Annotated in this window: 22 protein-coding genes; 13 read left to right on the top strand and 9 right to left on the bottom strand. The window is 72.7% G+C overall.

The window, feature by feature from the left end; genetic code table 11:
- Positions 1–22: 22 nt before the first annotated feature.
- From VMF70_13450 to VMF70_13435, 4 genes are read right to left on the bottom strand one after another with little or no spacing between them, the layout of a single operon-like run.
- Complete coding sequence (locus VMF70_13450; GenBank protein ID HTT69025.1) at positions 23–1,516, bottom strand: amino acid permease; 1,494 nt, start codon at positions 1,514–1,516, stop codon at positions 23–25.
- Positions 1,517–1,550: 34 nt separating this feature from the next.
- The gene (gene lon / locus VMF70_13445; protein ID HTT69024.1) at positions 1,551–3,989 is read right to left on the bottom strand and encodes an endopeptidase La; all 2,439 of its coding nucleotides are present in this window, start codon (positions 3,987–3,989) and stop codon (positions 1,551–1,553) included.
- 39 nt (positions 3,990–4,028) lie between these two features.
- Positions 4,029–4,229, bottom strand: a complete 201-nt coding sequence (locus VMF70_13440) for a histidine kinase dimerization/phospho-acceptor domain-containing protein (GenBank protein ID HTT69023.1) — start codon at positions 4,227–4,229, stop codon at positions 4,029–4,031.
- A gap of 8 nt (positions 4,230–4,237) precedes the next feature.
- Positions 4,238–4,525, bottom strand: a complete 288-nt coding sequence (locus VMF70_13435) for a hypothetical protein (GenBank protein ID HTT69022.1) — start codon at positions 4,523–4,525, stop codon at positions 4,238–4,240.
- Positions 4,526–4,868: 343 nt separating this feature from the next.
- On the opposite strand from VMF70_13435, the gene rho reads away from it, so the two are divergent.
- From rho to VMF70_13410, 5 genes are read left to right on the top strand one after another with little or no spacing between them, the layout of a single operon-like run.
- Positions 4,869–6,119: a transcription termination factor Rho gene (gene rho / locus VMF70_13430; protein HTT69021.1), complete on the top strand. Its 1,251-nt coding sequence runs from the start codon at positions 4,869–4,871 to the stop codon at positions 6,117–6,119.
- 59 nt (positions 6,120–6,178) lie between these two features.
- On the top strand, positions 6,179–6,613 hold the full coding sequence (gene ruvX, locus VMF70_13425; GenBank protein ID HTT69020.1) for a Holliday junction resolvase RuvX: 435 nt from the start codon (positions 6,179–6,181) through the stop codon (positions 6,611–6,613).
- Positions 6,610–7,812: an endolytic transglycosylase MltG gene (mltG, locus tag VMF70_13420; protein HTT69019.1), complete on the top strand. Its 1,203-nt coding sequence runs from the start codon at positions 6,610–6,612 to the stop codon at positions 7,810–7,812. Before ruvX ends, mltG begins: the two co-directional genes overlap by 4 nt.
- On the top strand, positions 7,809–8,441 hold the full coding sequence (thiE, locus tag VMF70_13415; GenBank protein ID HTT69018.1) for a thiamine phosphate synthase: 633 nt from the start codon (positions 7,809–7,811) through the stop codon (positions 8,439–8,441). The genes mltG and thiE overlap by 4 nt, the downstream gene beginning before the upstream one ends.
- Positions 8,438–9,607, top strand: a complete 1,170-nt coding sequence (locus VMF70_13410; protein ID HTT69017.1) for a class I SAM-dependent rRNA methyltransferase — start codon at positions 8,438–8,440, stop codon at positions 9,605–9,607. The genes thiE and VMF70_13410 overlap by 4 nt, the downstream gene beginning before the upstream one ends.
- 43 nt (positions 9,608–9,650) lie before the next feature.
- On the opposite strand, the gene VMF70_13405 is transcribed toward VMF70_13410, so the two are convergent.
- Together VMF70_13405 and VMF70_13400 are read right to left on the bottom strand one after the other, a co-directional pair.
- Positions 9,651–11,231 (bottom strand): alpha/beta fold hydrolase, encoded by a 1,581-nt coding sequence (locus VMF70_13405; GenBank protein HTT69016.1) that lies wholly within the window; start codon positions 11,229–11,231, stop codon positions 9,651–9,653.
- A 33-nt stretch (positions 11,232–11,264) separates the two neighbouring features.
- Positions 11,265–12,080: a PHP domain-containing protein gene (locus VMF70_13400; protein ID HTT69015.1), complete on the bottom strand. Its 816-nt coding sequence runs from the start codon at positions 12,078–12,080 to the stop codon at positions 11,265–11,267.
- 94 nt (positions 12,081–12,174) lie between these two features.
- Between VMF70_13400 and VMF70_13395 the strand changes: the two genes are divergently transcribed.
- The 3 genes from VMF70_13395 (at position 12,175) to VMF70_13385 (ending at position 14,210) form a co-directional block, all read left to right on the top strand.
- Complete coding sequence (locus tag VMF70_13395; protein HTT69014.1) at positions 12,175–13,053, top strand: cation diffusion facilitator family transporter; 879 nt, start codon at positions 12,175–12,177, stop codon at positions 13,051–13,053.
- 5 nt (positions 13,054–13,058) lie between these two features.
- The gene (locus VMF70_13390) at positions 13,059–13,907 is read left to right on the top strand and encodes a hypothetical protein (protein ID HTT69013.1); all 849 of its coding nucleotides are present in this window, start codon (positions 13,059–13,061) and stop codon (positions 13,905–13,907) included.
- A gap of 153 nt (positions 13,908–14,060) precedes the next feature.
- Positions 14,061–14,210 carry a hypothetical protein gene (locus tag VMF70_13385; protein ID HTT69012.1) on the top strand — a complete coding sequence of 50 codons (150 nt, stop codon included), beginning with the start codon at positions 14,061–14,063 and terminating at the stop codon, positions 14,208–14,210.
- 67 nt (positions 14,211–14,277) lie between these two features.
- Here the strand turns inward: VMF70_13385 and VMF70_13380 are convergent, their stop codons facing one another.
- Positions 14,278–16,044, bottom strand: coding sequence for an FHA domain-containing protein (locus VMF70_13380; protein HTT69011.1), 1,767 nt, complete (start codon positions 16,042–16,044; stop codon positions 14,278–14,280).
- A gap of 438 nt (positions 16,045–16,482) precedes the next feature.
- On the opposite strand from VMF70_13380, the gene fdhF reads away from it, so the two are divergent.
- The 5 genes from fdhF to VMF70_13355 all read left to right on the top strand — a co-directional run bounded on the left by fdhF (position 16,483) and on the right by VMF70_13355 (position 23,267).
- Positions 16,483–19,434 carry a formate dehydrogenase subunit alpha gene (fdhF, locus tag VMF70_13375; protein ID HTT69010.1) on the top strand — a complete coding sequence of 984 codons (2,952 nt, stop codon included), beginning with the start codon at positions 16,483–16,485 and terminating at the stop codon, positions 19,432–19,434.
- 2 nt (positions 19,435–19,436) lie between these two features.
- Positions 19,437–20,228 carry an SDR family oxidoreductase gene (locus tag VMF70_13370; protein ID HTT69009.1) on the top strand — a complete coding sequence of 264 codons (792 nt, stop codon included), beginning with the start codon at positions 19,437–19,439 and terminating at the stop codon, positions 20,226–20,228.
- Between the two features lie 24 nt (positions 20,229–20,252).
- On the top strand, positions 20,253–21,284 hold the full coding sequence (tdh, locus tag VMF70_13365; GenBank protein HTT69008.1) for an L-threonine 3-dehydrogenase: 1,032 nt from the start codon (positions 20,253–20,255) through the stop codon (positions 21,282–21,284).
- Between the two features lie 7 nt (positions 21,285–21,291).
- Complete coding sequence (locus VMF70_13360) at positions 21,292–22,497, top strand: glycine C-acetyltransferase (protein ID HTT69007.1); 1,206 nt, start codon at positions 21,292–21,294, stop codon at positions 22,495–22,497.
- 131 nt (positions 22,498–22,628) lie between these two features.
- Entirely contained in the window at positions 22,629–23,267 is a 639-nt protein-coding gene (locus VMF70_13355; protein ID HTT69006.1) for a hypothetical protein, read from the top strand.
- 82 nt (positions 23,268–23,349) lie between these two features.
- Here VMF70_13355 and VMF70_13350 read toward each other — a convergent pair whose 3' ends face one another.
- Positions 23,350–23,940 carry a DNA-3-methyladenine glycosylase gene (locus VMF70_13350; GenBank protein ID HTT69005.1) on the bottom strand — a complete coding sequence of 197 codons (591 nt, stop codon included), beginning with the start codon at positions 23,938–23,940 and terminating at the stop codon, positions 23,350–23,352.
- Positions 23,937–25,520, bottom strand: a complete 1,584-nt coding sequence (locus VMF70_13345; GenBank protein HTT69004.1) for an NYN domain-containing protein — start codon at positions 25,518–25,520, stop codon at positions 23,937–23,939. The genes VMF70_13350 and VMF70_13345 overlap by 4 nt, the downstream gene beginning before the upstream one ends.
- Positions 25,521–25,528: the final 8 nt, after the last annotated feature.

Raw genomic sequence — 25,528 nt, 5'->3', positions numbered from 1 at the left:
GCCCCGCCGCGGGAAGGCGGCGCTACGTGGTGTCGGGCGCCTCCACGATGGCCGAGGCCACGCCGACGCGGCGCCACGCGAAGTACACCGGGATCCCGATCACCACGATGATCAGGCCGGGCCACGTGTACAGCGGGCTCTCGAACAGCAGGTCCACCATCACCGCGCCCATCAGCGCCATGTACAGCGCCGGCATCCACGGGTAGCCCAGCACCCGGTAGGGTCGCGGCGTGTCGGCGCGGATCCGCCGCAGGCGGAACATCGCGATGACGGTGAGGAAGTAGAACAGCACCACCGCGAAGATCACGTAGTTGAGCAGGTCCGAGTACGTCCCCGACAGGCACAGGAGGCCGGTCCACGCGCCCTGGGCCCACAGCGCGGCCCGCGGCGTGCGGTGCACCGGGTCCACGTTGCCCGCGCGCCGGAAGAACAGCCCGTCGTGGCTCATGGCGAAATACACCCGCGCGCCCGACAGGATCAGCCCGTTCTTGCAGCCGAAGGTCGAGATCATGATGGCGATGGCCATGATCGCGACGCCGGCCTGCCCGAAGATGACCTGGGCCGCGACCGTGCCGACCCGGTCCTGCGGCGCCCCCTGGATGGCGCCGAGCGGAAGCACGTTCAGGTAGGCGACGTTGGCCAGCACGTACAGCGCGCCGACGATGAGCGTCCCCGCGGCGAGCGCGAGCGGCAGGTTGCGGCGCGGGTTCTGCACCTCCGCGGCCGCGAATGCCACGTTGTTCCACGCGTCGGACGAGAACAGCGAGCCGACCATCGCCGCCCCGAGCACCGGCAGCAGCGCGAGGGAGAAGGGCGCGGCGCCCCAGAAGTGCCCGGCGCCGAAGTTGGCCGCGATGGCCCCGGCGTTCCGGCCGATGGTGAGGCCCAGGACGACGAGTCCCGCCAGCGCCAGCACCTTGGTCGCGGTGAACACGGTCTGGATCCACGCCGCGGTGCGGACGCCCTGGACGTTCACCCAGGTGAGGAACAGCACCACGACGATCCCGATCAGCCGTTGCCACGAGACGCCGATCTCGATCGCCTCGGGGTGCGCGGTCGGGTGCCCGAACAGGGCGAACAGGGCGTCGCCCGGCGCCGGAATGTGGCCCAGCGAGAGCCAGATGTCGGGTGTCACGGCGGGCACCAGCACGCCGAGGAACCGCGCGAACGCGACCGCGACGGCGGCGATCGTGCCGGTCTGGATCACCAGGAACAACGTCCACCCGTACAGGAAGCCCCACAGCGGCGACAGGCCCTCGCGCAGGTACACGTACTGGCCGCCCGCCCGCGGGTACATCGCGGCCAGCTCGCCCTGGGTGAGCGCGCCCATCACGGTGGCCACGGCGGTCACCGCCCACACCGTGAGCAGCAGGCCGGGCGTCCCGACGCGGCGCGCGATGTCGGCCGACACGATGAAGATGCCGGAGCCGATCATCGACCCGACGACCAGGGCGACGGCCGCGGTGGGGCTGATGCCGCGCACGAGCGTGGTGGTGGCGTTGCCGGGCTGCGTCACGGGGTGCGTCTCGCGGATCGGAGGAACGGCAATGCTAGCGTCGCGGGCGCCGCCCCGTCAACGCCGCGCGGGCCGCCGGTTCCCGCGCCCGGGCCGGGGCCCGCGCCGCGCGCGCCTTGGGCAGCAGTGCCAGCGCCAGCACCTCGTCTGTCGTCTCCACCAGGTGGATCTTGAGGCCGCGCTGGATGCTCTCCGGCACGTCCCGGAGGTCGGGCTGGTTCGCCGCCGGGATGATCGCCGTCCGGATGCGCCCGCGCACCGCCGCGCCGAGCTTCTCCCGCAGCCCGCCGATGGCGAGGACGCGGCCGGTCAGCGTGATCTCGCCGGTCATCGCGAGGTCGGAGCGCACCGCGCGCCCGGTGAACAGGCTCGCCAGCACCACCGCGATGGTGACACCGGCCGACGGCCCGTCCTTCGGGATGGCGCCCTCCGGGAAGTGGACGTGCACGTCCTTTTCGTTGAACCGGCGGCGCGGGACCCCGAGATCGTCCGCCCGGCTGCGGACCCACGACAGCGCCGCCTGCACCGACTCCATCATCACCGAGCCGAGCTGGCCCGTGACTTGGAACTGGCCGGTGCCGGGCATGGCGATCGCTTCGACCGGCAGGAGATCGCCGCCGGTGGCCGTCCAGGCGAGGCCGTTCGCGACGCCGACCGCGGGCACCGCCTGCGCGCGCTCGTCCACGTACCACGGCTGGCCGAGCACCTCGTCGATCAGCTTGGCGTCCACCGTCCACGGCCCCGCCGCGCCCGCCGCCTTGCGGGTCGCGACGTGCCGGAGCAGCGCGGCGAGGTCGCGCTTGAGGCCCCGCACCCCCGCCTCGCGGGCGTACCCGAGCACCAGCAGCGTGAGGCAGTCGTCGTCGATCGCGATCTCCGCCTGGCCCAGCCCGTGCTCGGGCAGCAGCTCGGGCAGCAGGAACTTGCGGGCGATCGCCACCTTCTCCTCCGGCGTGTAGCCCGGAATCTCGATGACCTCCATCCGGTCCAGCAGCGGCTCCGGGATCTGCGGCTCGGCGTTGGCGGTCGCGATGAACAGCACGTGCGACAGGTCGAACGGGACGTTGAGGTAGTGGTCCACGAAGGCGACGTTCTGTTCGGGGTCGAGCACCTCGAGCAGCGCCGCCGACGGGCTCCCGTGCCCGGGCCGGTCGGCGCCGAGCTTGTCGATCTCGTCGATCATCAGCACGGGGTTCATGGCCCCGGCGCGGCTCACCTCCTGCACGATCTTGCCGGGCATCGCGCCCACGTAGGTGCGCCGGTGGCCGCGAATCACCGCCTCGTCGTCGACGCCCCCCAGGCTCATCCGCCCGAACGGCCGCCCCATCGCGTCGGCGATCGCGCGCCCCAGCGACGTCTTCCCCACGCCGGGCGGCCCGACGAAGCACAGGATCGGCGGCCGCGCCTCGGGCGCGAGCCGGCGCACCGCGAGGTACTCGACGATGCGCTGCTTCGCCTCCTCGAGGGCGAGGTGCCCGAGATCCAGGACGGCGCGCACCGCCGACGGGTCGGGGTGCCGCTCCTCCACCTCGACCCCCCACGGCAGGGCGAGGATCCAGTCCACGTAGGTGCGCGACACCTGGTACTCGGCCGACGCGGGCGTGAGCCGGCCGAGCCGGTCGACCTCGCGCATCGCCTCGGCGCGGGCGGTCTCCGGCATCTTCAGCCCCTCGAGCCGCGCCTTGAGCTCCCGGGCCTCGCGGAGGGCGTCGTCCTCCCCCAGCTCCGCGCGGATCGCCTCGAGCTGCTGCCGCAGCAGGTACTCGCGCCGCCCGCGCTCCACCTGCAGGGTCGTCAGCCGGTCCACCTCCCGCTGCACCTCGGCGCGCTCGACCGCCGCGGCCAGGAAGTCCGCCAGCAGGTCGAGGCGCACCGCCGCCGCGGGCTCCGCCACGATCCGGTCGCGCTGCACCAGCGAGAAGGGCAGCTGCTGCGCCACGAGGTCCGCGAAGTGGCTCGCGTCCTCCACGTTGGCCCGCAGGTTCTCGACCAGGTCCGCGTTCACCGCCGGGTCCAGCGCCGCCAGCGTCTCGGCCAGCCGCAGCACCGCGCCGATGCGCTGGTCCAGCTCCGGCCGCGACTCCTCCAGCGGCGGCACCGGGACGACCTCCGCCACCGGCCACGGCCCGTCGGTCGAGACCCCCGCGATGCGCACCCGGCGCTTGCCCTGGAAGGTGACCTGCACCGCCTCGTCGGCGAGGTTCATCCGGTCCAGCACCCCGGCGGCCACGCCGATCTTCCCGACGAACGCCGCCGGCGCGGCGCCGGCCGCGTCGCCGCGCACGATCACCACCACGCTCTGCGCGCGCGACAGCGAGCGGATGGCCGCGACGTTGGTGCCGCTGGTGACCTGCACCGCGGCCACGCCCAGCGGGAAGACGTGGGTCGACCGCAGCGCCACCAGCGGCGCGTGGCGCGGCACGTCCCACGCCCTGAGGTCGTCCCGGGTGGTGGTCAGCAGATCGTCAGTCATCGCGCGGATGCGCCGGGGGCGCGGGCAGGTTCGGCGTGGCTAGTCCGCCGTCCGGGTCGCGGCGAGCATCTCCCGCATCCGCCGCGCCAGGCTCTCGATCTCGCGGAGACCCTCGACCGTCTCGGCGTCGAGCGTGGCCTCGTTCAACAGCAGCAGCTGCGCCTCGGCGAGGATCGCGGCCAGCGGGTTCGAGAGATCGTGCCGCAGCTTGCGGATGACGTCGGATTCCGGGGCCGGCATCGCGGGCGCTACGTCGCCAGCGAGCGGTAGAGGTCGCGAAGGTGGTGCTCCCGGAGGTCGCGCACCGCCTGCCACAGGTCCTGCTCCGAAGTGGCGCAGAAGATCTCGGCGGTGACCCGCTCGTCGATCGCGCCGCTCTCGAAGAAGTGCAGCCGGCCGCGCCAGATGCCGTCTTCGCTCCTGCGCACGCCGAGCTGGACGCCGATGGCGACCCCCTCGTAGCGGATGGGGGCCAGGTCGTGCAACACCGGCTCGGTGGGATCGGGGGCGCTGGGGCGCGGCTGTGGCAGCGGCATCGGAGGCTCCGAAGCGTGAGGGGGCGTCCGAACCCGGACCTGAACCGCCGGAAGGTCCGAGTTTGAAGCAATATAACGAGTTACGAGACCCACGCAATATTCCGGAACCGGAGATCGCCGGCCCGCCGGCCCCGGCCGCCCGACGAGCGCGCGCGTCCGGCGCGCGCCGCTCTTGACCACCCTATCTCGCTGCTCTATAATCAGTTGCTCGCAAACCAACCCCACTACCGCACTGCTTTCTGGGCTGGCCGCGCTGCCGGCCTCGCGCTTCCACACTGTGAGGGTTCACCGGGCAGAGGGCTGAGCCCTCCGCCTCCCGCACCACACCCGGAGTCTCCATCCCGTGGACATCGCCGAACTCAAGAAGAAGTCCGTCGCGGAGCTGCACGCGATGGCGGAAGAGCTGAACATCACCAACTACTCGGGCCTCAGGAAGCAGGACCTGATCTTCCGGATCGAGCAGAACCTGCTCGACTCCGACACGGTCCTGCGCGGCGAGGGGGTGCTGGAGATCCTCCCGGAGGGCTACGGGTTCCTCCGCAGCCAGGACTGGAACTACCTGTACGGCCCCGACGACATCTACGTCTCCCCCAGCCAGATCAAGCGCTTCGACCTCCGCACCGGCGACACGATCCTCGGCCAGGTCCGGCCGCCCAAGGAGGGCGAGCGCTACCTCGCCCTGCTCAAGGTCGAGACGGTCAACGGCGACGAGCCGGAGAAGGCCAAGCACCGCATCGCGTTCGACAACCTGCGCCCGCGCTACCCCGACGAGCGGCTGCGCCTCGAGCGCAAGGACAACGACCTCTCGATGCGGGTGATCGACATGCTGGCGCCGATCGGCAAGGGTCAGCGGGCGCTGATCAGCTCGCCGCCCAAGGCCGGCAAGACGATCCTGCTGCAGAAGCTGGCGAACTCCATCACCGAGAATCATCCCGAGTGCGTCCTCATCGTGCTGCTGATCGACGAGCGGCCCGAGGAAGTGACGGACATGGAGGAGAACGTGAAGGCCGAGGTGATCTCCTCGACCTTCGACGAGCCGGCCGACCGGCACGTGCAGGTCTCGGACATGGTGCTGGAGAAGGCCAAGCGGCTGGTGGAGTCCGGCAAGGACGTGGTGATCCTGCTGGACTCGATCACGCGCCTGGCACGGGCCCACAACGTGGTGGTCCCGCACTCGGGCAAGATCCTCTCCGGCGGCGTGGACGCCAACGCCCTGCACAAGCCCAAGCGGTTCTTCGGGGCCGCACGCAACATCGAGGGCGGCGGGTCGCTCACCATCGTCGGCACCGCGCTGATCGAGACCGGCAGCCGGATGGACGAGGTGATCTTCGAGGAGTTCAAGGGCACCGGCAACATGGAGCTGGTGCTGGACCGCAAGATCAGCGAGCGGCGGATCTGGCCCGCGATCGACGTGCAGAAGAGCGCCACCCGGAAGGAAGAGCTGCTGCTGCCGCCCGACGAGCTGAACCGGATGTACCTGCTGCGGAAGTTCCTGGCCGACATGCCGCCGGTCGAGGCCATCGAGTTCCTGATCGAGCGGATGAAGCGGACCAAGAACAACAAGGAATTCTTCGCGACGATGGCCCAGGGGTAGCCCCGGTGTCGCCCGGAGAGTCGCGGCCGGCGGGAGACGGGGATCCGGGGGGCGGACGCGTGCTGGCCGTGGACTGGGGCCGCAGGCGTTTCGGCCTCGCCCTCTCCGATCCGACCCGGCTCATCGCCCAACCCCTCGTCACCCTGACCCGCCGCGCCAACCACCGCGCTCCCGTCGCCGACATCGTCGACCTCGCCCGGCGCCACCAGGTCACGCTGGTGGTGGTGGGCCTGCCGCTCGACCCGGACGGCGCCGAGGGCGACGCCGCACGCGCGGCGCGCGAGGTGGGCGAGGCCGTGACGCGCCGCTCCGGCGTGCCCGTGACCTACTGGGACGAGCGGCTCTCGACCGCCGCGGCCCTGCGCTCGGCCCGCGCGGCGGGCGTCAAGGACCGGGATTCGCGCGAGCGGATCGACCAGATGGCCGCGGTGGCCATCCTCCAGCACTTCCTCGACGCGCAGCGGCACACCCGGATGCCCGCGACGGACGCGTGAGGACCCCGCCGGCTCCCGGCCACGTCCCCGGGCGGGCCGGCCGCCGCGGCCCCGGCGCGGCCTCGCGCCTCGCGCTGTGCCTGCTGCTGGCCGCCTGCGGGCCCGCGGCCAACGCCCCGCACGACCGCATCATCGTGCCCAAGCGGGCCTCCCTGAGAACGGTGGCCGAATCGCTCGCCGCCCACCGCATCATCGCCTCGCCGGGCCGCTTCCTGCTCCAGGCCCGCCTGCTCGCGCTGTTCGTGGGCCAGTACCGCGGCCTCGACCGCCACCTGCGGCCCGGACGCTACGACTTCCCCGTCGGCGAGCGGACGCGCACCATTCTCGGCGCCATGATCACGGGCCGCACCGACGACGACCTGTTCACCGTGCCCGAGGGCTACACCATCCGCGAGATGGCCGAGGCGGCGGCGCAGCGGCTCGGGATGGACACCGCCGCCTTCCTGGCGGCCACGCGGGATCCCGCGCTGCGGGCCTCGCTCGGCATCCCGCCGAACGATCCCACCCTGGAGGGCTACCTCTTCCCGGAGACGTACCGGGTGGTGTTCGGCGCCTCGGCCGAGCAGCTGGTCGCCCAGATGGTGCAGCAGTTCGCGTCGCAGTGGGACACCGCCTGGGACGCTCGTGCCCGGCAGCTGGGACTCACCCGGCACCAGGTCGTCACGCTCGCAAGCATCGTCGAGGCGGAGGCGCGGCGCCACTTCGAGCGCCAGCTGATCGCCGGCGTCTACTACAACCGGCTCACGCGCAGGCACCCGATGAAGCTGGAGGCCGACCCCACGGTCATCTACGCGCTCGGCCGCCACGTCAACCGGGTGTTGCTCCGGGATCTCCAGGTGCGGTCCCCGTACAACACCTACCTCCACACGGGACTGCCGCCCGGGCCGATCGACTCGCCCGGTCGCGCCAGCATCCTCGCGGTGCTGTGGCCCGCCAAGCACGACTTCCTGTTCTTCGTGGCGCGTCCCGACGGGACCCACATGTTCAGCGCGACCGCCGCACAACACGCCGATTCGGTGCGCGTCGCCCGCCAGCTGCGCGCCGCCGCCATCGCCGCGAGAGCGGAGAGCCTGAGGGTCGCGCGGCACGACAGCATCGCGGCGATCCGCGCCGCCCAGCAGCTGCGCCGGCTGCCGCCGCCCGTCGCCGGCGGGCCGGCCAGATTGGACAGCGCCGCGACGCACCCGCCCCTCCCGTGAGCGCGCCGCCGCTGGCGGACGCGCTGCGCCTGGTCGTGATCCTCGACGTCGGGGTCGGCAAGGGCCGCGACCTCGCGGCGATCGGCGCACGTGCCGCCGAGGGCGGCGCGACGATGCTCCAGGTGCGAGCGAAGGACGCCCCGGCCCGCGACCTCGCAGACCTGGTCCACCGGGTGATGCGAGCCGCCCCCCTGCCGGTCGTGGTGAACGACCGGCTCGACGTCGCCCTCGCCACCGGCGCGGCCGGCTGCCACCTGGGACAGGACGACCTCCCGATCGACGCGGCGCTCGCCCTGGCGCCCGCCGGCTTCTGGCTCGGCGGCTCGGCCGGCACCCCGGAGGAGGCGGTGCGCGCGGCGGCCGCCGGCGCCCACTACCTGGGCATCGGCGCGGTCGCCCCGACCGCCAGCAAGGCGGACGCCGGTGCGTCCATCGGGGTGGATGGGTTCCGCCGGATCCACGCCGCCGCGCCCGGCGTCCCGGCGGTCGCGATCGGCGGCGTCACCGCGGCGCTGGTGCCGGCGCTGGTGGCCGCCGGAGCCGGCGGCGTCGCAGTGATCAGGGCCGTCCTCGACGCCCCGGACCCGGCGCGCGCTGCGCGCGACCTGCGGGCCGCCCTCGGCCGATGACTTCCCACACGACGCTGGTCGTCGCTCCCCGCGGCGTGGGGCGCCTGCGGGCCGGCCACCCCTGGATCTTCCGCTCCGACGTTCGCGAGGCCGACTCCGCGGAGCCCGGGCTCGCCAGACTCGTGGACGAGCGCGGCAAGGGCCTCGGCACCGCGCTGTTCTCGCCGGCCTCGGAGATTCGCGCCCGCTGGCTCGCCCCCGAAGGCACCACCGTGGCCGGCTCCTGGTGGGCGGCGATGATCGCCGCGGCGGCGGAGCGCCGCGGGGACACCGGCGACGGTGCGTTCCGGGTGGTGCACGCCGAGGGCGACGGGCTCCCGTCGTTGATCGTGGACCGCTACGGCGACTGCGCGGTGGCGCAGCTCCTCTCGGCGGGCCTCGACGCCGTGCGGGACGACGTGATCGCCGCCATCCGCGAGGTGCTCGCGCCGAGCGGCCTGCTGCTGCGGAACGACGCCGCCGTGCGGGAGCGCGAGCGGCTGCCCAGGGAGACCACGCTCGCCTTCGGGGAGGTGCCCCAGGAGATCGAGATCACCGAGGCGCCCGGCGTCCGCTTTCTCGCCGCGCCGTGGACCGGCCAGAAGACGGGGGCGTTCCTCGACCAGCGCGACAACCGGCGGCTCGTGGGCTCGCTGGCCCGCGGACGATGCCTCGACGCCTTCGCGTACCACGGCGGGTTCGCGCTCCACCTGGCGGCGGGCGGCGCGCGGGAAGTCGTCGCCGTCGAGATCTCGGCCGATGCGGTGGGCCGGATCGCCCGCAACGCCGCGCTGAACGGGCTCGCGTCGGTGCGCACCGTCGAGGCGAACGCGTTCGACTGGCTGAAGGAGACCGCGGCAGCCGGCGAGCGCTTCGACGTCGTGGTGCTCGACCCACCGGCCTTCGCCCGCGACCGTCGCTCGCTGCCCCGCGCCCTCTCCGGCTACAAGGAAGTGAACCTCCGGGCGATGCAACTGCTCGCACCCGGCGGGCTGCTGTTCACCGCCTCGTGCTCGCACCACGTGCACCGCGGCGATTTCTTCGCGATGCTCGCCGACGCCGCTGCCGACAGCGGCCGCCGCCTGCAGCTGCTCGAGATCCGCGGCGCCGCGGCCGACCACCCCGAGATCGTGACGATCCCCGAGACGGGTTACCTCAAGGCCGCCCTGCTGCGCGCCGCGGACTAGGTCCCGGTCCGGGAACCGCGCCGCCGCCGCGGCGCCGCGCCCGCTAGCGCGCCACCCGCTCCACGAACGCCGCCACCAGCGGCACCAGCTCCGGCACCAGCGGCAGCGACGGGTCGTTGTAGGTGACGAGCTGCGCCGCGCGGTCGCGCGTGGCGATGTGCACGAACAGGTGGTTGGCCTCGGGCAGGATGTGCACCTCGGCTGCCGGCTGCGCCGCCCGCAGCGCCTCCGCGTCCCGCACGCTGACCTGGATGTCCGTGGCGCCCTGCACCACCAGCAGCGGCACCGGGAGCCGCCGGGCTTCAGCGGCCGGATCCACCGCGCTTTCGGTCTGGATGAACCGGCGGACCGACGGATGCAGCAGGCTGCGGAGGTCGGCCGGCACCTCCGGCATCGGGCCGGAGCCCAGGAACAGCGCCATCAGGCTGTCGTAAGCCGCGAGCCGGGCGCCGTCGAGCTGCTGCGCCATCTGCTCGTGCAGCACCACGGTGAAGCGCCGGCCCATCCCCGCGAGCATCACCACGCCCGCCACCGGCGCGCCGGCGTTGGCCGCGCGCTCGGCCAGCAGCGCACCCTCGCTGTGCCCGATCAGCACCACCCTGGAGAAGCGGGGGTCTGCCGCCAGCGCCCGGGCGCCCGCCACCGCGTCGTCGGTGAAGTCGTCGAAGGCCACCATCGAGCGATCACCGGTGAACGGCGAAGCCCCGATGCCGCGCTTGTCGTAGCGCACGCTCGCGATGCCCTGCTGGGCCAGCGCCCACGCGAGCTTCTTGTACACGTCCATGTGGAAGCCGAGCTGCGAATTCCCGTCGCGGTCGGTCGGTCCGGAGCCGGCGATGATCAGCGCGACGGGGATCCGGCCCGGCGCCTGCGCCGGCCGCGCCAGCGTGCCGGCGAGCGGCTGCGGTCCGTCGCTCCAGGCGTACGGCTCCTCCGCCACCCCGGCGGGCGGCGGGGTGGGCGCGTGCACCACCAGCGGGTGCGAGGCCGAGACACTGTCCGCGCTCACCCGGCGGATCACCAGGGCCTGGCTCGGGACCGCCGCGGTGTCGATGTCGCCGTCCGCGGTCAGCGCGAGCTCCACCTCCGTCTCCCGGCCGCCGGCCAGCGACGTGGCCGTCACGCGGCCCGAACGCCGCGCCAGGGTGACCTCGATGGCCATCGCGTTGTCCACTAGGAAGGTGTGCAGCGTCAGCGTCGCGTCTCCCGCCGGCAGCCGGCGGGCCATCGCCGCCATGTGGCTCCACAGCAGGTTCTGCATCACCGCGCGCGGGCGGTCGAGCGCCCGCGAGCCCCCGGCCGCGTGCCCCTCGGCCGACCAGCGGACCGAATCGCCGAAGGTCACGTGCACGACCTGCTGCTCGGCGCCGGTGGCGAGAGCGTAGACCCGGAGGTCGTAGGACAGCGGCTCGAACGCGGCGTCGTACACGGTCCGCGTCACGATCCGGTGCCCCGCCACGGGCACGTCCACCGTCGCGTCCAGGATCCTGCCGCTCCAGCGGTACGCCTCGGCGGCGATCTCCTGCCCGTTCGCCGTGGTCCGGTAGGCGCCCGTCTGCGCGAGCAGGTCGAGAGGGAGGGCCGTCACGGCGACGGTCGCGACCAACCATTCGGCGATGCGCACGATGCCATCCTTTTGGTATGCGGTCCGCTCAGGTCACGGCGGGCTGATCCCGAGACGCTCGAGAAACGCGCCCACGTGCTTCTCAGTCACGAACCAGCTGCCCAGCGCCGGCCGCGTCGTGCCGTGCCAGTCGGAGCCGCCCGTCACCACGAGGCCGGCGGCGCGCGCCGCCTGCTCGAGCTGCACCGAGCCGTGCGGGTCCAGCGCCGGCCGCAGCGCCTCGACGCCGGCGAGCCCGCGCTCGGCGAGCGCGGGGAAGTGTCGCGCATCCTCGAGCGCGGGATGCGCCCACACCGGGCACCCGCCGGCGGCGACGACCGTGCCGATGGCGGCGGCGACGTCCGGGCCACGGCTCGGCACCCAGCCGGGAGCGCCGTCCCCGATGAACCGCGCGAACGCGTCGGAGATGGACCCGGCGTGGCCGCGGCGCACCAGCGCGCGCGCCAGGTGGAGGCGGCCGACGGAGACGCACTCGGGCCCGGTCGTGACGTCGGCGACGGCCATCCGCACCCCGAGCGCCGCGAGACGCTCGACCAGCGCGGCGATGCGCTCGCGCCGAGCCCCGGCCGCCCGCGCGGAGAGCGCGGCGATGCCCGGGTCCCCGGGGCGGAAGCCGTACCCCAACAGGTGCAGCTCCCGCCCGTCCCTCAGGCAGGTGATCTCGATCGCCGCCAGGACCGCCACGCCGGAGCCCGCCGCCGCGGCCCGCGCCGGCCCGACCCCGGCGTCGGTGTCGTGGTCGGCCAGCGCGATCATCCCGAGTCCCGCCCGCTGCGCCGCGCCGACCACCGCGGCCGGCGCGAGCGTCCCGTCGGAACAGGTCGAATGAACGTGGAGATCCAGGTGCATCTCGGCCGCTGCCTCCGTGAAACGCAACCTACGGAGCACCGGAAACGCCAACAAGGGAGTTGACAGCGGGGAAGGCGATCCTCAGCTTGCCCGCATGGCAGTGGCCGGCGCCCCCGGGCGCGACCGCACGGCTTCCATCCAGCGCGTGTTCTTCGGCCTTCTCGCCGCCAATCTGGTGGTCGTGGGGGTCAAGGCCACCATCGGCATCCGGGCCGGCTCCCTCTCCGTCATCAGCGACGCCATCCACTCCTCGGTGGACGCCCTCAACAACATGGTGTTCGTGGTGCTGATGCGGTATGCCGGTGCCGAGGCGGACGCCAACCACCCGTACGGGCACGGCAAGTTCGAGGTGCTCGGCGCCCTGAGCATCGTCATCTTTCTCGCGATCGCGTCGTTCGAGCTGCTCAAGAGCGCGCTCGCCCGGCTCGTGTCCCAGGCGCCGCCACCGGTTCTGACCGGGATTGACCTCGGATTGCTGGCCGGCACGCTGGTGGTGAACCTCTGGGTCGCCTGGCTCGAGGCCCGCAAGGGGCACGAGTTCTCGAGCGACCTGCTGCTGGCCGACGCCGCCCACACCCGGGTGGACGTGATGATCACGACCGGCGTGATCGCCGGCAGCGTGCTGTCGCGCGCCGGCATCCGCCACGTGGACCCGATCGTGACGCTCGTGGTCGTGCTCATGATCGGGCGCGTCGCCTACCAGATCCTGCGCCGCGGCGTCCCGGTGCTCGTGGACCAGGCCGCCCAGGCGCCCGAGGCGGTGCGCCGCTCCGCCGAGGGCGTGGAGGGAGTCCGCTCCGCGTACGACATCCGCTCGCGCCTGGCCGCCGGGGTCGCCCTGGCCGAGCTCACCATCCGGGTCTCGGGCCGCCTGTCCGTGGACGACGCGCACGACATCGCCGACGCGGTCGAGCACCAGCTCAAGGACGACCTCAAGCTCGACCGCGTCGTCGTGCACATCGAGCCGGCCTGAGCGCCGTGGAACGAGCCGCCCGCGCACCGCGCAGCCTCCGCTCGGAGTACGAGGAGTTCATTGAGCAGCGCATCGAGGAGTACAAGGACGGCCTGCCGCGGGCGTCCATCCTCGGCATCGGCGACGAGGCGGTGCAGGAGCTGACCCGCACCGAGCAGTACCAGCTCACCGAGGTTCTGCTCCAGGAGCAGGTGGATACCATCATCCGCCGGCGCCTCAGGCTGCCGTCCTACCGCCGCTGGCGCGAGCGCCACCTGGCCCTGCGGGCCGCACAGGTGGAGCCCTCGCACTGGGGGCTCGCCCCGCACGACCCGGTCGTCGCGCTGGCCGAGCGCATCGGGGACCGGGACCGGGTCGTGGTGGTCGGCGCGGCCGACGGCGCCTGCGCCTTGTTCCTCGCCGCGCGCGGCGCGACCGTCCTGGTCGCGGACCCCGACCTCGCCGGCATCGAGGGGCTCGAGAACCGCGCCATGGCCGAGCAGCTCGGCAGCCGCATCGAGTGTCTCGTCGCGCCGCTCGAGTCGTGGACGCCGGACGGCGCGATCGAGGGGTGCGTGATCGAAACGACGGCGCTCGCCGCGCTCGCGGCCGGCGACCGCGCGGACCTCATCCGCCGGCTCAAGGCCGTCACCGCCCCGGGGGCCCACCACGCGGTGATGCCCGCCGTCGGCGCCGGGGCCAAGGCCCCGCCGGTCTCGAGTGACGCCCTCCGCTCCCTGTACGCCGACTGGACCATCGCGCGCGCGCAGCCACCGGCGCCGAGTGCGCGCCGCCCGCGCAACGTCGGCTTCCTGGCCTCCCACCCGGGCCTCAATCCGAGTCAGAGTGAAACGATGGACTCAGTGTCAGACTGACACACAATCCGACATTCGCTTGCTGGCTTTACGCGTAATTCCTTCGCCGATAACGACTTCCGTAACTCGAGCGTCAGGCACGAGGAATGCCTTAGCAACAGCGGGCGGGCTTGGTCCGCGCGGTGGTCGTTCCTATCGTGAGGCGGGCGTCGAATGGCGACAGCGATCTTGGCGGCGACGGAGCCGGTGGGCATCGTGATCCGGGACGGGGCGGACGTGCACCGCGCACCGCGCATCCTGATGTGGTTCTGGGCCGACGAAGAAGAGGCGAACGACGTGGAGGAGTGGCGGGAGCGGAACTAGTCCGCTCGCGCTCCACCGACCATCCGGGGTCCGGCGGTTGCCGGGCCCCGTTTCGTTTCCGGTCGGATCACAGGCCCAGCTCCGCCTTGGCTTCGGGGGGCAGCCAGCGTCGTGCCCGCCCGATGGGGATGGCGAAGCCGAGCGGGAGCGAGCCACTCTCGCCGCCGGGCGCCGCGAAGGCGCCGTAGTGGATGCCGATGACGGCGCCCGCGGCGTCGAACACCGGACTGCCGGACGAGCCGGCGTCGGTGGAGCCGGCGAACTGGATCCACTCGCTGGTGGCCTTGGCGATGACGCCCGCGAACATCGTGGTCCGGACGAAACCGTTGGGATCGAAGGCCAGTTGCGTGCCGCGCGGGAAGCCGATCAGCGCCGCGGCCGCGCCCTGGCGCACGCCGCGACCCGCCCAATCGACGGCGCGGACCACCGCCCCGTGGTACCCCCTGATCTTCACCACGGCGATGTCCTGATCGGGCACGTCGCTGGTGGCGACGACGTCCGCCAGGAGCGGCGTCCGGGTGTCCGCCATCACGACCTCGATGGCCCGCGGCCGACCCCGGCTCGAGTCCCGCACCACGTGTCCGTTGGTCAGCAGGTAGCCCGAGGGCGTGATCACGAAGCCGCTGCCCATCACCGAGTCGAACGGATAGCGGGCGATCACCATGCCCACCGCGGCCTGGTTCTCCTCCGAGACCCGCGAGAAGTCCGCCACGGTGGTCGGGCCGAGCGCGCCGCCGGCGCGCTGCTCCGCGCCGCTCAGCTGGGCCTCAAGGCTCTCGACGACGGCGCGCGGGACGCTCGAGCTCCGGGCGACCTGGAGATCGTGCCGGAGCCGCATGATGACCGAGTCGGCGCGCAGCTGCGACTCGCTCGCCGCCTGCAGCTGGGCGGCGAACGCCCGCTCGGCGCTGGCGAGCCGCTCATCCGCCTCGGCGCGCTCCCGCGACGCCGAGCGGTAGACCAGCAGCACCGCAAGCACCAGCGCGGCGACGACGACGGCGGTCGCCACCTTGAGCGCGGCCGACGATTCCCGGGCCAGCTGCCGGGCGAGCGAGCGGGCGAACACCGCCGCCCGCGCGCTGTGCGCCGTCCCGGCCTCGCCGCGGGCCGCCTGGACGATGCCCCCCAGCGTCTTGGCCGGCTGCAGCTGCGGCCGGTATTCGGCGCCCTGCCCCTCCGGGAGGGTGGTGGTGCCGAGGACGCGCACCTCGAACAGCGGGCCGTGCCAGCCGAGCATGATGCGGTCGCCCAGCTTCAGCATCGCCGGCCCGCGGACCCGCTGCCCGTTGACGTAGGTCCCGTTGCGGCTGTGGAGGTCGGTGACCGTCGCGGCCCCGGCCTCGTCGAACGCGACCGTCGCGTGCCGCTTCGAGACCACCGTGTCGGCCACGGTCCGGAGCGGGATGGTGCAGGTGGCGGCGCGGCCGAGCAGGATCTCGGCGCCCAGGGCCACGAGGTCTTCCCCGCCCGCGACCCGGCGCAGCTTGAGAACGGGCGGCGCCGCGTCCGCCGCGCGCTCGACCCGGGTGCGCACGGGCTCGCCCGGCACGGTCGCGCGCAGCGCCGGCCCGCGCTGCCCGAGCGTGAACCGGTCCCCGGAGCGCAGCGGTTCGGCCGCGGCCATCCGCCGGCCGTTGAGCCAGGTGCCGTTGGTGCTGCCCAGGTCTTCCAGCCACCACGACCCGTCCGCGTCGCGCCACACGCGGGCGTGGACCGCGCTGACGACGTCGTCGTCGGGATCGAAGCTGAGCTCCAGGGTCGGGTCGCGGCCGAGTCGCGCGGAGGGGCCGTCCACCGCCAGGTCGCGGTTGCGCTGCTCGTGGTGGAGGATCACGGCGGCGCAATATACGGAAATGCGCGGGGCCGGCAAAATCGCCGGCCCCTGTGCATCCAAGCAGAAACTACTTCTTCTTCTTGGACTTCTTCGCCGTCTTCTTGGCGGCCTTCTTCTTCTTCATCGCCATACAGCCTCCTCGAAATGGTGAAACATTCCGGCGGCCCGAAGTGGCCGACGGTCAGACACCATGATCAGCGCTGTAGGTGGTGGAAGAGCGGAGGTCGGAGGAGACATCGCGCGAGCCGACAAGGGACGCCGCGACCGGCGCCAGACGCGCGATCGACATTGCGATGTCGAGAGATTTTGGGGCTAATTCCAAACAGGTTTCTCCATCAGTGCGCAAACCCTTAAGCGCCAATATATAAGAGTCCTTCGGACGCGCAATAGGTTGGAGCGACGATTTTGCCGGTTCCCCTCCTCCGGTGTACAATGCCCGTGACCCTTCCAAGCGCGTCGATGATCACGCTGACGGTGGATGGCCGGCCGGTGCACGTGGCCGAAGACACGACGATCCTCGAGGCCGCGCGGTCCCTCGGCATCGAGATCCCGACGCTGTGCTGGTACCCGACGCTGCCGGTCGTCGGCTCGTGCCGGATCTGCCTGGTGAGCGTCGAAGGCGCGCCCAAGCTCGTCGCCGCGTGCGCCACCGCCGCCCAGAGCGGCATGGTGGTCGGCACGGAGACGCCGGCCGCCGTCGCCAACCGCCGCAGCGTGCTCGACCTCCTGCTCCAGCGCTACCCCACCGACCGCCTGATCGGCGACGGCGAGCACCCGAACGAGTTCGAGCGGCTGGTCCGCCGCTACGGCGTGCGCCCGCGGCCACAGCGCGAGCACGCCCTCGGCCTCCGGCACGGCGACGAGCGCCCCGGCGACCCGATGATCCGGCACGACATGAGCACCTGCATCCTGTGCACGCGCTGCGTCCGGGCGTGCGCCGACATCCAGGTGGTGGGCGTGCTGGACGTGGCGCAGCGCGGCGAGCACGCCGAGATCGTCGTGGGCGGCGACGGCGATCCCGACCACGCGGCCTGCACCTGGTGCGGCGAGTGCGTGCGGGTCTGCCCCACCGGGGCGATCCACGAGGTGCTGCCGGCCGAGAAGTTCACGGCCCGCCAGATCGCGGAGCCGGACCGGGTCGTCCGGTCGGTCTGCCCCTACTGTGGCGTCGGGTGCCAGGTGGACCTCCACGTGGCCGACGAGCAGGTGGTCCGGGTCACCAGCCCGTGGATCGAGGAGGACACCCCCAACCTCGGCTCCACCTGCGTGAAGGGCCGGTTCGGCTACGACTTCCCCCAGCACCGCGACCGCCTCACCGCGCCGCTGATCCGCCGCGGCTGGACGAAGCGCGGGGACCGGTGGGTGTGGGAGGGCGCCGCGTCGGGCGTGCGCCGCCGGGGCCCGTGGCTCACGATCGAGGCCGAGGGTGCTCGCGCCAAGGCCCGGCCGCCGGTGCGCTCGGTCGGCAAGTCGCTCGGCGAGATCGCCCGCGCCCCGCGGGGCGCGGAGGACGTGCGCGACCGGGTGGCGACCCCGGCCGACTGGTACGAGCCGTTCCGCGAGGCGACCTGGGACGAGGCCCTGGAGCTGGCCGCCCAGGAGCTGGTGCGGCTCCACCGCGAGCGCGGCCCCGAGGCGCTGGCCGTCTTCTGCTCGGCCAAGTGCACCAACGAGGAGAACTACGTCCTGCAGCGGATCTTCCGCGGCCGGTTCGGCACCAACAACGTGGACCACTGCACCCGGCTGTGCCACTCGTCGTCGGTGGCGGCGATGCAGCGCGCGCTCAGCACGTCCGCCGCCTCGGGCTCGATGCGCGAGGTGGAGCACGAGGCCGACGTCATCTTCGTCGCCGGCGCCAACGTGACCGAGGCGCACCCCGTCTTCGGCGCCGCCCTGAAGCGCGCCCAGCGGCGCGGCGCCACGCTCATCGTGGCCGAGCCCCGCGGGATCGAGCTGGCGCGCCGGGCGGACATCCACCTGCAGCTCCTGCCGGGCACCGACGTGGTGCTCTTCAACGCGATGCTGCGCCACATCGTGGCGAGCGGGCTCCACGACCGGGACTTCATCGGCCGGCGCACCCACGGCTTCGAGGCGGTCTCGGCCGCGGTGCAGCCCTACACGCTGGAGCGGGCGGAGGCCATCACCGGGGTGAAGGCCGCGGACATCGCGCGGGCGGCCGAGGCGTACGCGCGGGGGCCGCGGACCTCGACCCTGTGGGCGATGGGCCTCACCCAGCACTCGACCGGGACCGACATCGTCACCGCCCTCCTCAACCTCATCCTCGCCACCGGGATGATCGGGCGGTGGGGCGCCGCGATGATCCCGATCCGCGGCCAGAACAACGTGCAGGGCGCGTCCGACGTCGGCGGGATCCCGATGTCGTACACCGACTACCAGCCGGTCAACGACCCCGCGGTCCGCCACCGGTTCGCCGCCGCCTGGGGCGTCGGGGACGAGGCGCTGTCCCTCACGCCGGGCCTCAAGGTCACGGAGATCGTCGGCGCCGAGTCGCCGGTGGCGGGCATGTACATCTTCGGGGAGAACCCCGTCATCTCCGACCCCAACGTCGCCCACGCGGAGGACTGGTTCCTCGGGCTCGAGTTCCTGGCCGTCCAGGACCTGTTCCTCACCGAGACGGCCCGCTTCGCCGACGTGGTGCTGCCCGGCACCTCGTTCGCCGAGAAGGAGGGGACCTTCGTCAACACCGAGCGCCGCATCCAGCGGGTGCGCAGGGCGTGCACGCCGCCCGGTCGGGCCCGCGCCGATCTCGACATCCTGCTCGAGCTGTCGGAGCGGGTGGGGTTCCGGACGCCGTTCCGGGACGCCGAGAGCGTGATGCGGGAGATCGCGTCGGTCACGCCGTCGTGGGCCGGCGTGACCTATGGACGCCTCGACATGGCCGGCCTCCAGTACCCGGTCCCCGACGCCGCGAGTCCGGGCACCGACTATCTGTTCGGCGACCGGTTCCCCACCGCCGACGGGCGCGGGACGATGGTCGCCGTGGAATACCTGCCGCCCGCCGAGCTGCCGGACGACGAGTACCCGTTCGTCATGAATACCGGGCGGCAGCTCTACCACTGGCACACCGGGACGATGACGCGCCGCTCCAAGGGGCTCGACTCGCGCGAGCCGGTGCCGACCATCGAGCTGAATCCGGCCGACGCCGCCGCCCTCGGCGTCCGCGACGGCCAGGAAGTGCGCGTGACCTCGCGGCGCAGCTCGATGGTGATCGCCGCGCGCCTCTCGGACCGGGTGCGGCCCCGGCAGGTGTTCGTGCCGTTCCACTTCCGCGAGGCGGCCGCCAACCTGCTCACCAACACCGTGCTCGACCCCTATGCCAAGATCCCGGAGTTCAAGGTGACCGCCGTGCGGGTCGAGCCGCGGGACTAGCGGTGGACCTCGGCCTCAGGGACCGGGCGGCCCTGGTGTGCGGCTCGTCGGCGGGCCTGGGACGCGCGGTCGCGCAGCGGCTGGCGGCCGAGGGCACGCGGGTCGCCGTGAACGGCCGCGACGCCGCGAAGGCCGAGGGCGCGGCCGCGGGCATCCGGGCAGACACGGGCGGGGAGGCGGTCGCGTTCGCCGCCGACGTGAGCGACCCCCGGGCCGCGGAGACCCTGGTCCGCGCCGTCGCCGCGCGGTTCGGCCGGCTCGACGTCCTGGTGTGCAACGCGGGTGGCCCGCCGGCCACGACCTTCGCCGAGGCCCCGCCCGACGCCTGGCAACGCGCGCTCGACCTCAACCTCATGTCCACGGTGCACCTGTGCCGCGCCGCCGTGCCGCTGATGGCGCAGCGACACTGGGGCCGGATCGTCTGCATGACGTCGTTCGCCGCCCGCCAGCCGATGCCGAACCTCATCCTGTCCACCACGGCTCGGGCCGCCGTGTTCGGCTTCGCCAAGTCCCTCGCCGACGAGGTGGCGGGCCACGGCATTCTGGTCACGACCGTCCTTCCCGGCTGGTTCCGCACCGATCGGGTCACCGATCTCGCGGCCGACCGGGCCCGGCGCGAAGGCTCCACCCCCGAAGCGATCCTGAGCCGGCAGGTCGCCGCCATCCCCGTGGGTCGGATGGGCGACCCGGACGAGCTCGCATCCGCCGTCGCGTTTCTCGCTTCGGAGCGCGCGTCCTATATTACCGGCGCAGTTCTTGCCGTGGACGGTGGCTACCTCCGCAGTATTGTCTAACCTCCTTCTGCGTTCCGAGGAGTCATGAAAGCGATCGTCAAGGCGGCCGCCGGGCCGGGTCTCGTCGTTCGCGATGTCCCGAAGCCGACCTGCGGACCGTCGGACATCCTGATCCGCGTGCACCACGCCGGTGTCTGCGGCACCGACCTCCACATCTACGACTGGAATCCGTGGGCCCAGGGCCGCTGCAAGCCGCCGTTCACGGTCGGGCACGAGTTCGCGGGCGAGATCGTCGAGGTCGGCAGCGACGTGCACGACGATTTCAAGAAGGGCCAGCTGGTCACGGCGGAAGGCCACATCATCTGCGGCCACTGCCTGCAGTGCCGGACCGGCAACGGCCACGTGTGCAAGCGCACCTCGATCATCGGCGTGGACCGCAACGGGTGCTTCGCCGAGTACATCGTCATGCCTTCGAGCAACGTGATGCTCCTGGACGGCATCCCCACCGAAATCGGCGGCATCATGGACCCGATGGGGAACGCGTTCCACACCGTGCTGAGCACCGAGGTGTCGGGCAGCGTCGTGCTGATCCTGGGCTGCGGCCCGATCGGCTGCTTCGCGGTCGGCATCGCGAAGGCCGCCGGCGCCGCCGCCGTGATCGCGGTGGACGTGAATCCGAAGCGGCTCGAGCTGGCGCGGAAGATGGGCGCGACCCGGGTGCTGAACCCGAAGACCGACGACGTGGAGGCCGCGGTGCTCGAGCTGTCGAAGGGCGACGGCGCCGACCTGGTGTGCGAGATGTCGGGCGCGCCGAGCGCGCTGCACACCGGCTTCAAGGTGGTGCGCTACGGCGGGCGGGTGCACCTGCTCGGCATCCCGGACGGCGACGTGCCGATCGACTTCGCCAACGAGATCGTGTTCAAGGGGATCACCATCTACGGCGTCATCGGCCGCAAGATGTACGAGACCTGGCATCTCATGCAGCGCTTCCTGCGCTCGGGGCAATTCGATCCCCGTCCGACCATCACCCATCGCTTCCCGCTCGAAAAGATCGACGAGGCGATCGCCGCCATCCGCAGTGGCGACGCCGGCAAGGTGATCCTCGACATCGGATAAGGAGCCCATGACCGGATCCGCCTTCACCGCCCGCCTCCAGGCGGAGCTCGACGAGTTCAAGCGCACCGGGGTCTACAAGCGCCTCAACCACCTCGACGCGCCGCAGGGCGCGCGCACGGTGATGGAGGGACGCGGCGACGTCGTGATCCTCTCGTCCAACAACTACCTCGGGCTGTGCAACCATCCCGAGGTGGTCGCCGCGGGCAAGGCGGGGCTCGATCGCTACGGCGCCGGCACCGGGTCGGTGCGGTTCATCTGCGGGACCTTCACCGTCCACCGCGAGCTGGAGGCGGCGCTGGCCGATCTGGTGGGCCTCGAGGCCGCGCTCAGCTACGTGTCGTGCTGGAACGCGAACGAAGGCCTCTGCGCCACCATCCTCGGCGAGAACGACGCGGTCATCTCCGACCAGCTCAACCACGCCTCCATCATTGATTCGGTGCGTCTCGCCCGCCAGATCACCAAGTGCCAGTCGCTGGTCTACCGGCACTCGGACATGGCGGATCTCCGGGAGAAGCTCGAGGCGGCCAGGGGCGCGCGCACCCGGCTGATCTTCACCGACGGCGTGTTCTCGATGGAAGGCGACGTGGCGAAGCTCGCCGACATCTGCGAGCTGGCGCGCCGCTACGACGCGGTGGTGGCCGTGGACGACTCGCACGCGACCGGGGTGCTGGGGGCGACGGGACGCGGCACGGCGGAGGCGGCCGGCCTGCCGGGGCAGGTGGACGTGATCACCAGCACGCTCGGCAAGGCGCTGGGGGGAGCGGCCGGAGGGTTCACCGCCTCCTCGGCGGCGCTGTGCGACTACCTCACCCAGCGCTCACGGCCGCAGCTGTTCTCCAACGCGCTGCCGCCCACGGTCGCGGCCAGCGCGCTGGCCGCGGTGCGCGTGCTGCGCGCGCATCCGGAGCTGGTGACGCGCCTGCACGAGAATGCGCGCTGGTTCCGCGGGGCGCTGCGCGAGGCGGGTTTCCAGCCGCTCGAAGGCGAGACGCCGATCATCCCGGTGATTCTCGGCGAGACGGCGCTCGCCATCCGGATGAGCGACGCGCTGCTGGAGGAGGGCGTGTTCGTCACCGGGTTCGGCTACCCGGTCGTGCCCCAGGGCCAGGCGCGGGTGCGCTGCCAGGTGTCCGCGGCCCATACGCGGGAGCACCTGGAACAGGCGCTGGCGGCGTTCAAGAAGGTCGGCCGGCAGCTGGGCGTCGTCCGGTAGCGCCGCCCGGCGGCGCGTCCGCCGCGCCGACGGGGGGTGGAACGAGGCGCCGGACGGCTCCGGCTCTCGCCTTTTTCCCCCCGGTTTCCTATCTTGAGCCCTTGGTCCGCCGACCCGTCACAGAGGAAGCCATGACGCGACACCGCTCGCTGGCGATCGCCGCCCTGCTGATGCTCGCCTCGGTTGCGCCCCTCGCGGCGCAGATCCAGGACTGGCAATACCAGTGGTACTGGGGGGCCAAGGGCGGCTTGATCAACTACTCGCTGCCGTCCGGCAAGGTCAACCACCCGCAGGTCGGCGGGGAGTGGCTCATCACGGCGCGGCGCACCGCCCTGTACGTGGCGTATTCCACCTCGTTCACCAAGGACGGCGACACCTTCACCACCTCCACCGGCACCACCGTGCCGGTCGTGTTCGACGCGATGCAGCGCATCCAGGTGGCCATTCTCGTGCTGCCGTGGAACGGCCCGGTGCAGCCCTACGTCGGCGGCGGCTTCGTGATCGAGACGCTCAGCAACGCGGCGGTCAACAGCACCACGCCCACCACCGTCCAGAACCAGTTCGTGGATCAGAACTCGTCCGGGGGCTTCGCGCTGGCGATGGGCGGCGTCCAGATCCGGGTCGGCAAGCTGGCGGTGTTCGGCCAGGCGCAGTTCAGCCCGCAGGGCCGCGGCTTCATGCTGCCCAATGGCTCGGCGTCGTTCGAGGCCGGCGTCCGGTACGCCTTCCTCGGCTCGCGCGAGTCGGGGACCTCGGCCTTCCAGCACTGAGCCGGCGCTCCGGGCAGCGAGCGGCCAGCCGGTGACCGGCTGGCCGCTCGTGTTTCCGGGCCGTGATGCCGAGCGGCTGCGGCTACCGGGCAGGACTCACGAACGGGTTGTCGCGGATCCAGAAGCGGAGCTTCCAGTCCGTCGCCACGCGGATGCCGACGCGCGGACCCGCGGCCACTCGGCGCGGCGGCACCGGCGGGCCGGCGGCGATCCACAGCGGCCGCGCCGAGAGGCGGTGGCCGTTCAGGCTGCGGTCGATGCCGAGCGCCTGGGTGAGCCGCGCCGGCCCCGAGGCGAGCGCCAGGTCGGGCACGGGGCCGCGGCGCAGCCGCATGGCGGCCAGGCCGCGCAGCGGCTCGACGGCACGCAGCAGGACCGCCGCCGGGTAGCCCTCCCGCTCGGTCACGACGTTCACGCACCAGTGCATGCCGTAGGTGAAGTAGACGTAGGCCAGGCCCGGCGACCCGTACAGCACCTCGTTGCGCGGCGTCCGCCGCCAGCCGGCGGCGTGGCACGCCGGATCGTGGGGCCCGACGTAGGCCTCGGTCTCCACGATGCGCGCGAGGCAGCGCCGGCCTCCGACCGAGGAGACCAGCAGCTGCCCCAGCAGCGCCCGCGCGACGGTCGCGGTGTCCCGCGCGTAGAACGTCGGCGGGAGGGGCCGCGCGCTCACGACTCCGAGGAGGGCTCCTCGGGCTTCTTCCTGGTCCGGCTCCGCCCGCTCGGTCGGCGACCGGCGCCGCCCCGGAGCCGGCGGCGTGCCCGGGTCTTCGACTCCGCCGGCTCGGCCGGCTCGGCCGCCTCGATCTCCACCACGCCCACCAGCGGCACGCCGGCGGCCGGCGCCGGTGCCCGCACCGACCCGCGGCGATACCGGATCCCGCGCGTGTGCCCGGCCGGAGCGGACGCGGCCGGCGGCGCCGGAGCGGTGGTCGCCGGCGGCGCGGCACTCTCCGCCGGCGGCTCGGCCGCCGCGGGCGCACCGCGCCCCCTCCCACGGCCGCGTCGCCCGCCGCGGCCGGCCGGCACCTGAGGCGCCGCCTCTTCGGCCGGCGCCGACGCCGCCTCCGCCCGCAAGGCGACCTCGAAGCCGCGCTCGTCCTTCGACAGGTCCACGATCTCCGCGTCGTGCGCCTGCCGCAGCAGACGCCCGAACCGGGGGCGATGAAACAGCGGATCCTGGCCACCACCGTGCATCGCCGTCATCCGCTCGCGCACGATGTCCTCGTTCACCGTGGTCGGCGCGAACGCTCCGACCTCGCGCAGCGCCCGCTTCAACAGCTCGAACGCCTCCGCGAGGGAGAGCGGCGTACCGGCCGCGGCCCCCGCCGGCGCCTCGGGTGCCGGCTCGGCCGCGGCTCCCCTGCCGCCGCGACGGCCGCGCCGCGAACGCCCGCCGCCCGCCGCCCGCTCGTGCTCGGCGCGCTCCTGCCCGCGGCGCTCGTCGGCTCCCCCGGGGATCGGGGGCAGCGCCCGCTCGCCGCCCGGCGCCGACGCGCCCAGGTCGATCTCGTACTGCCCGTTCTCGAGCTTGGTGGCGGTGAGCAGGCCGCGGCGCTTGGCCTCGTCCACGAACTTCGAGAACCGGCTCATCCCCACGTTCTTCTCGTCGAACGACGGGTCCAGCTCCTGCATCACCTGCTTCAGCCGGTCCGAGCGCATCACGTCGCTGCGCTTCTTCATCTCGAGCACGGCGTCCACCACCAGCTCCCACGGGTCGCGCCGCTTGCCCTCGCTCTCGCCTTCGCGCGCCAGGCCCGCGAGCTCGTTGTACGAGTAGTACTCGTCGCAGTTCTGGATCAGCAGGTCGGAGGCCGACTCGCGGATCCCCACCCCGATCACGTACTTGCCGTACTCCTTCAGCTTGATCACCAGCGAGGAGAAGTCGGAGTCGCCCGAGAGGAGGATGATGGTCCCGATCTCGGGCCGCGTGAAGACCAGCTCCACGGCGTCGATGGCCAGCCGGATGTCGGTGGCGTTCTTCTTGTTGGAGCCGAAGGCCGGCGCGAAGATGAGGTCGATGGACGCTTCCGACAGCGGGACGATGTACTGCGGGTAGCGGCGCCAGTCGGCGTAGGCACGCTGGACCGCCACCTTCCCCCGGATGATGTCCGAGTTCATGAGCTTGCGCAGCTCGACCTGGAGGTCGGAGCGGATGCCCATCGTCACGTTGTCGAAGTCGATCATCAGTGCGGCGTTCGGCGCATGCGCCGGCGGCTGCTTGCTCGCCTGGCGCGGTGGCGGAAAGGTCATGGACTCCT

The organism is Gemmatimonadales bacterium, from assembly GCA_035502185.1.
Classification (GTDB): Bacteria; Gemmatimonadota; Gemmatimonadetes; order Gemmatimonadales; family JACORV01; genus Fen-1245.
This window is presented reverse-complemented; position numbering and strand designations above follow the sequence as displayed.

Excerpts from the sequence above, each read along its gene's own strand:
- VMF70_13360 (HTT69007.1), top strand. The coding sequence starts at position 21,292 with ATGACCGGATCCGCCTTCACCGCCCGCCTCCAGGCGGAGCTCGACGAG.
- VMF70_13400 (HTT69015.1), bottom strand. The coding sequence starts at position 12,080 with ATGCACCTGGATCTCCACGTTCATTCGACCTGTTCCGACGGGACGCTC.
- VMF70_13345 (HTT69004.1), bottom strand. The coding sequence starts at position 25,520 with ATGACCTTTCCGCCACCGCGCCAGGCGAGCAAGCAGCCGCCGGCGCAT.
- lon (HTT69024.1), bottom strand. The coding sequence starts at position 3,989 with ATGACTGACGATCTGCTGACCACCACCCGGGACGACCTCAGGGCGTGG.
- VMF70_13385 (HTT69012.1), top strand. The coding sequence starts at position 14,061 with ATGGCGACAGCGATCTTGGCGGCGACGGAGCCGGTGGGCATCGTGATC.
- VMF70_13435 (HTT69022.1), bottom strand. The coding sequence starts at position 4,525 with ATGCCGCTGCCACAGCCGCGCCCCAGCGCCCCCGATCCCACCGAGCCG.
- tdh (HTT69008.1), top strand. The coding sequence starts at position 20,253 with ATGAAAGCGATCGTCAAGGCGGCCGCCGGGCCGGGTCTCGTCGTTCGC.
- VMF70_13410 (HTT69017.1), top strand. The coding sequence starts at position 8,438 with ATGACTTCCCACACGACGCTGGTCGTCGCTCCCCGCGGCGTGGGGCGC.
- VMF70_13355 (HTT69006.1), top strand. The coding sequence starts at position 22,629 with ATGACGCGACACCGCTCGCTGGCGATCGCCGCCCTGCTGATGCTCGCC.
- VMF70_13395 (HTT69014.1), top strand. The coding sequence starts at position 12,175 with ATGGCAGTGGCCGGCGCCCCCGGGCGCGACCGCACGGCTTCCATCCAG.
- VMF70_13440 (HTT69023.1), bottom strand. The coding sequence starts at position 4,229 with ATGCCGGCCCCGGAATCCGACGTCATCCGCAAGCTGCGGCACGATCTC.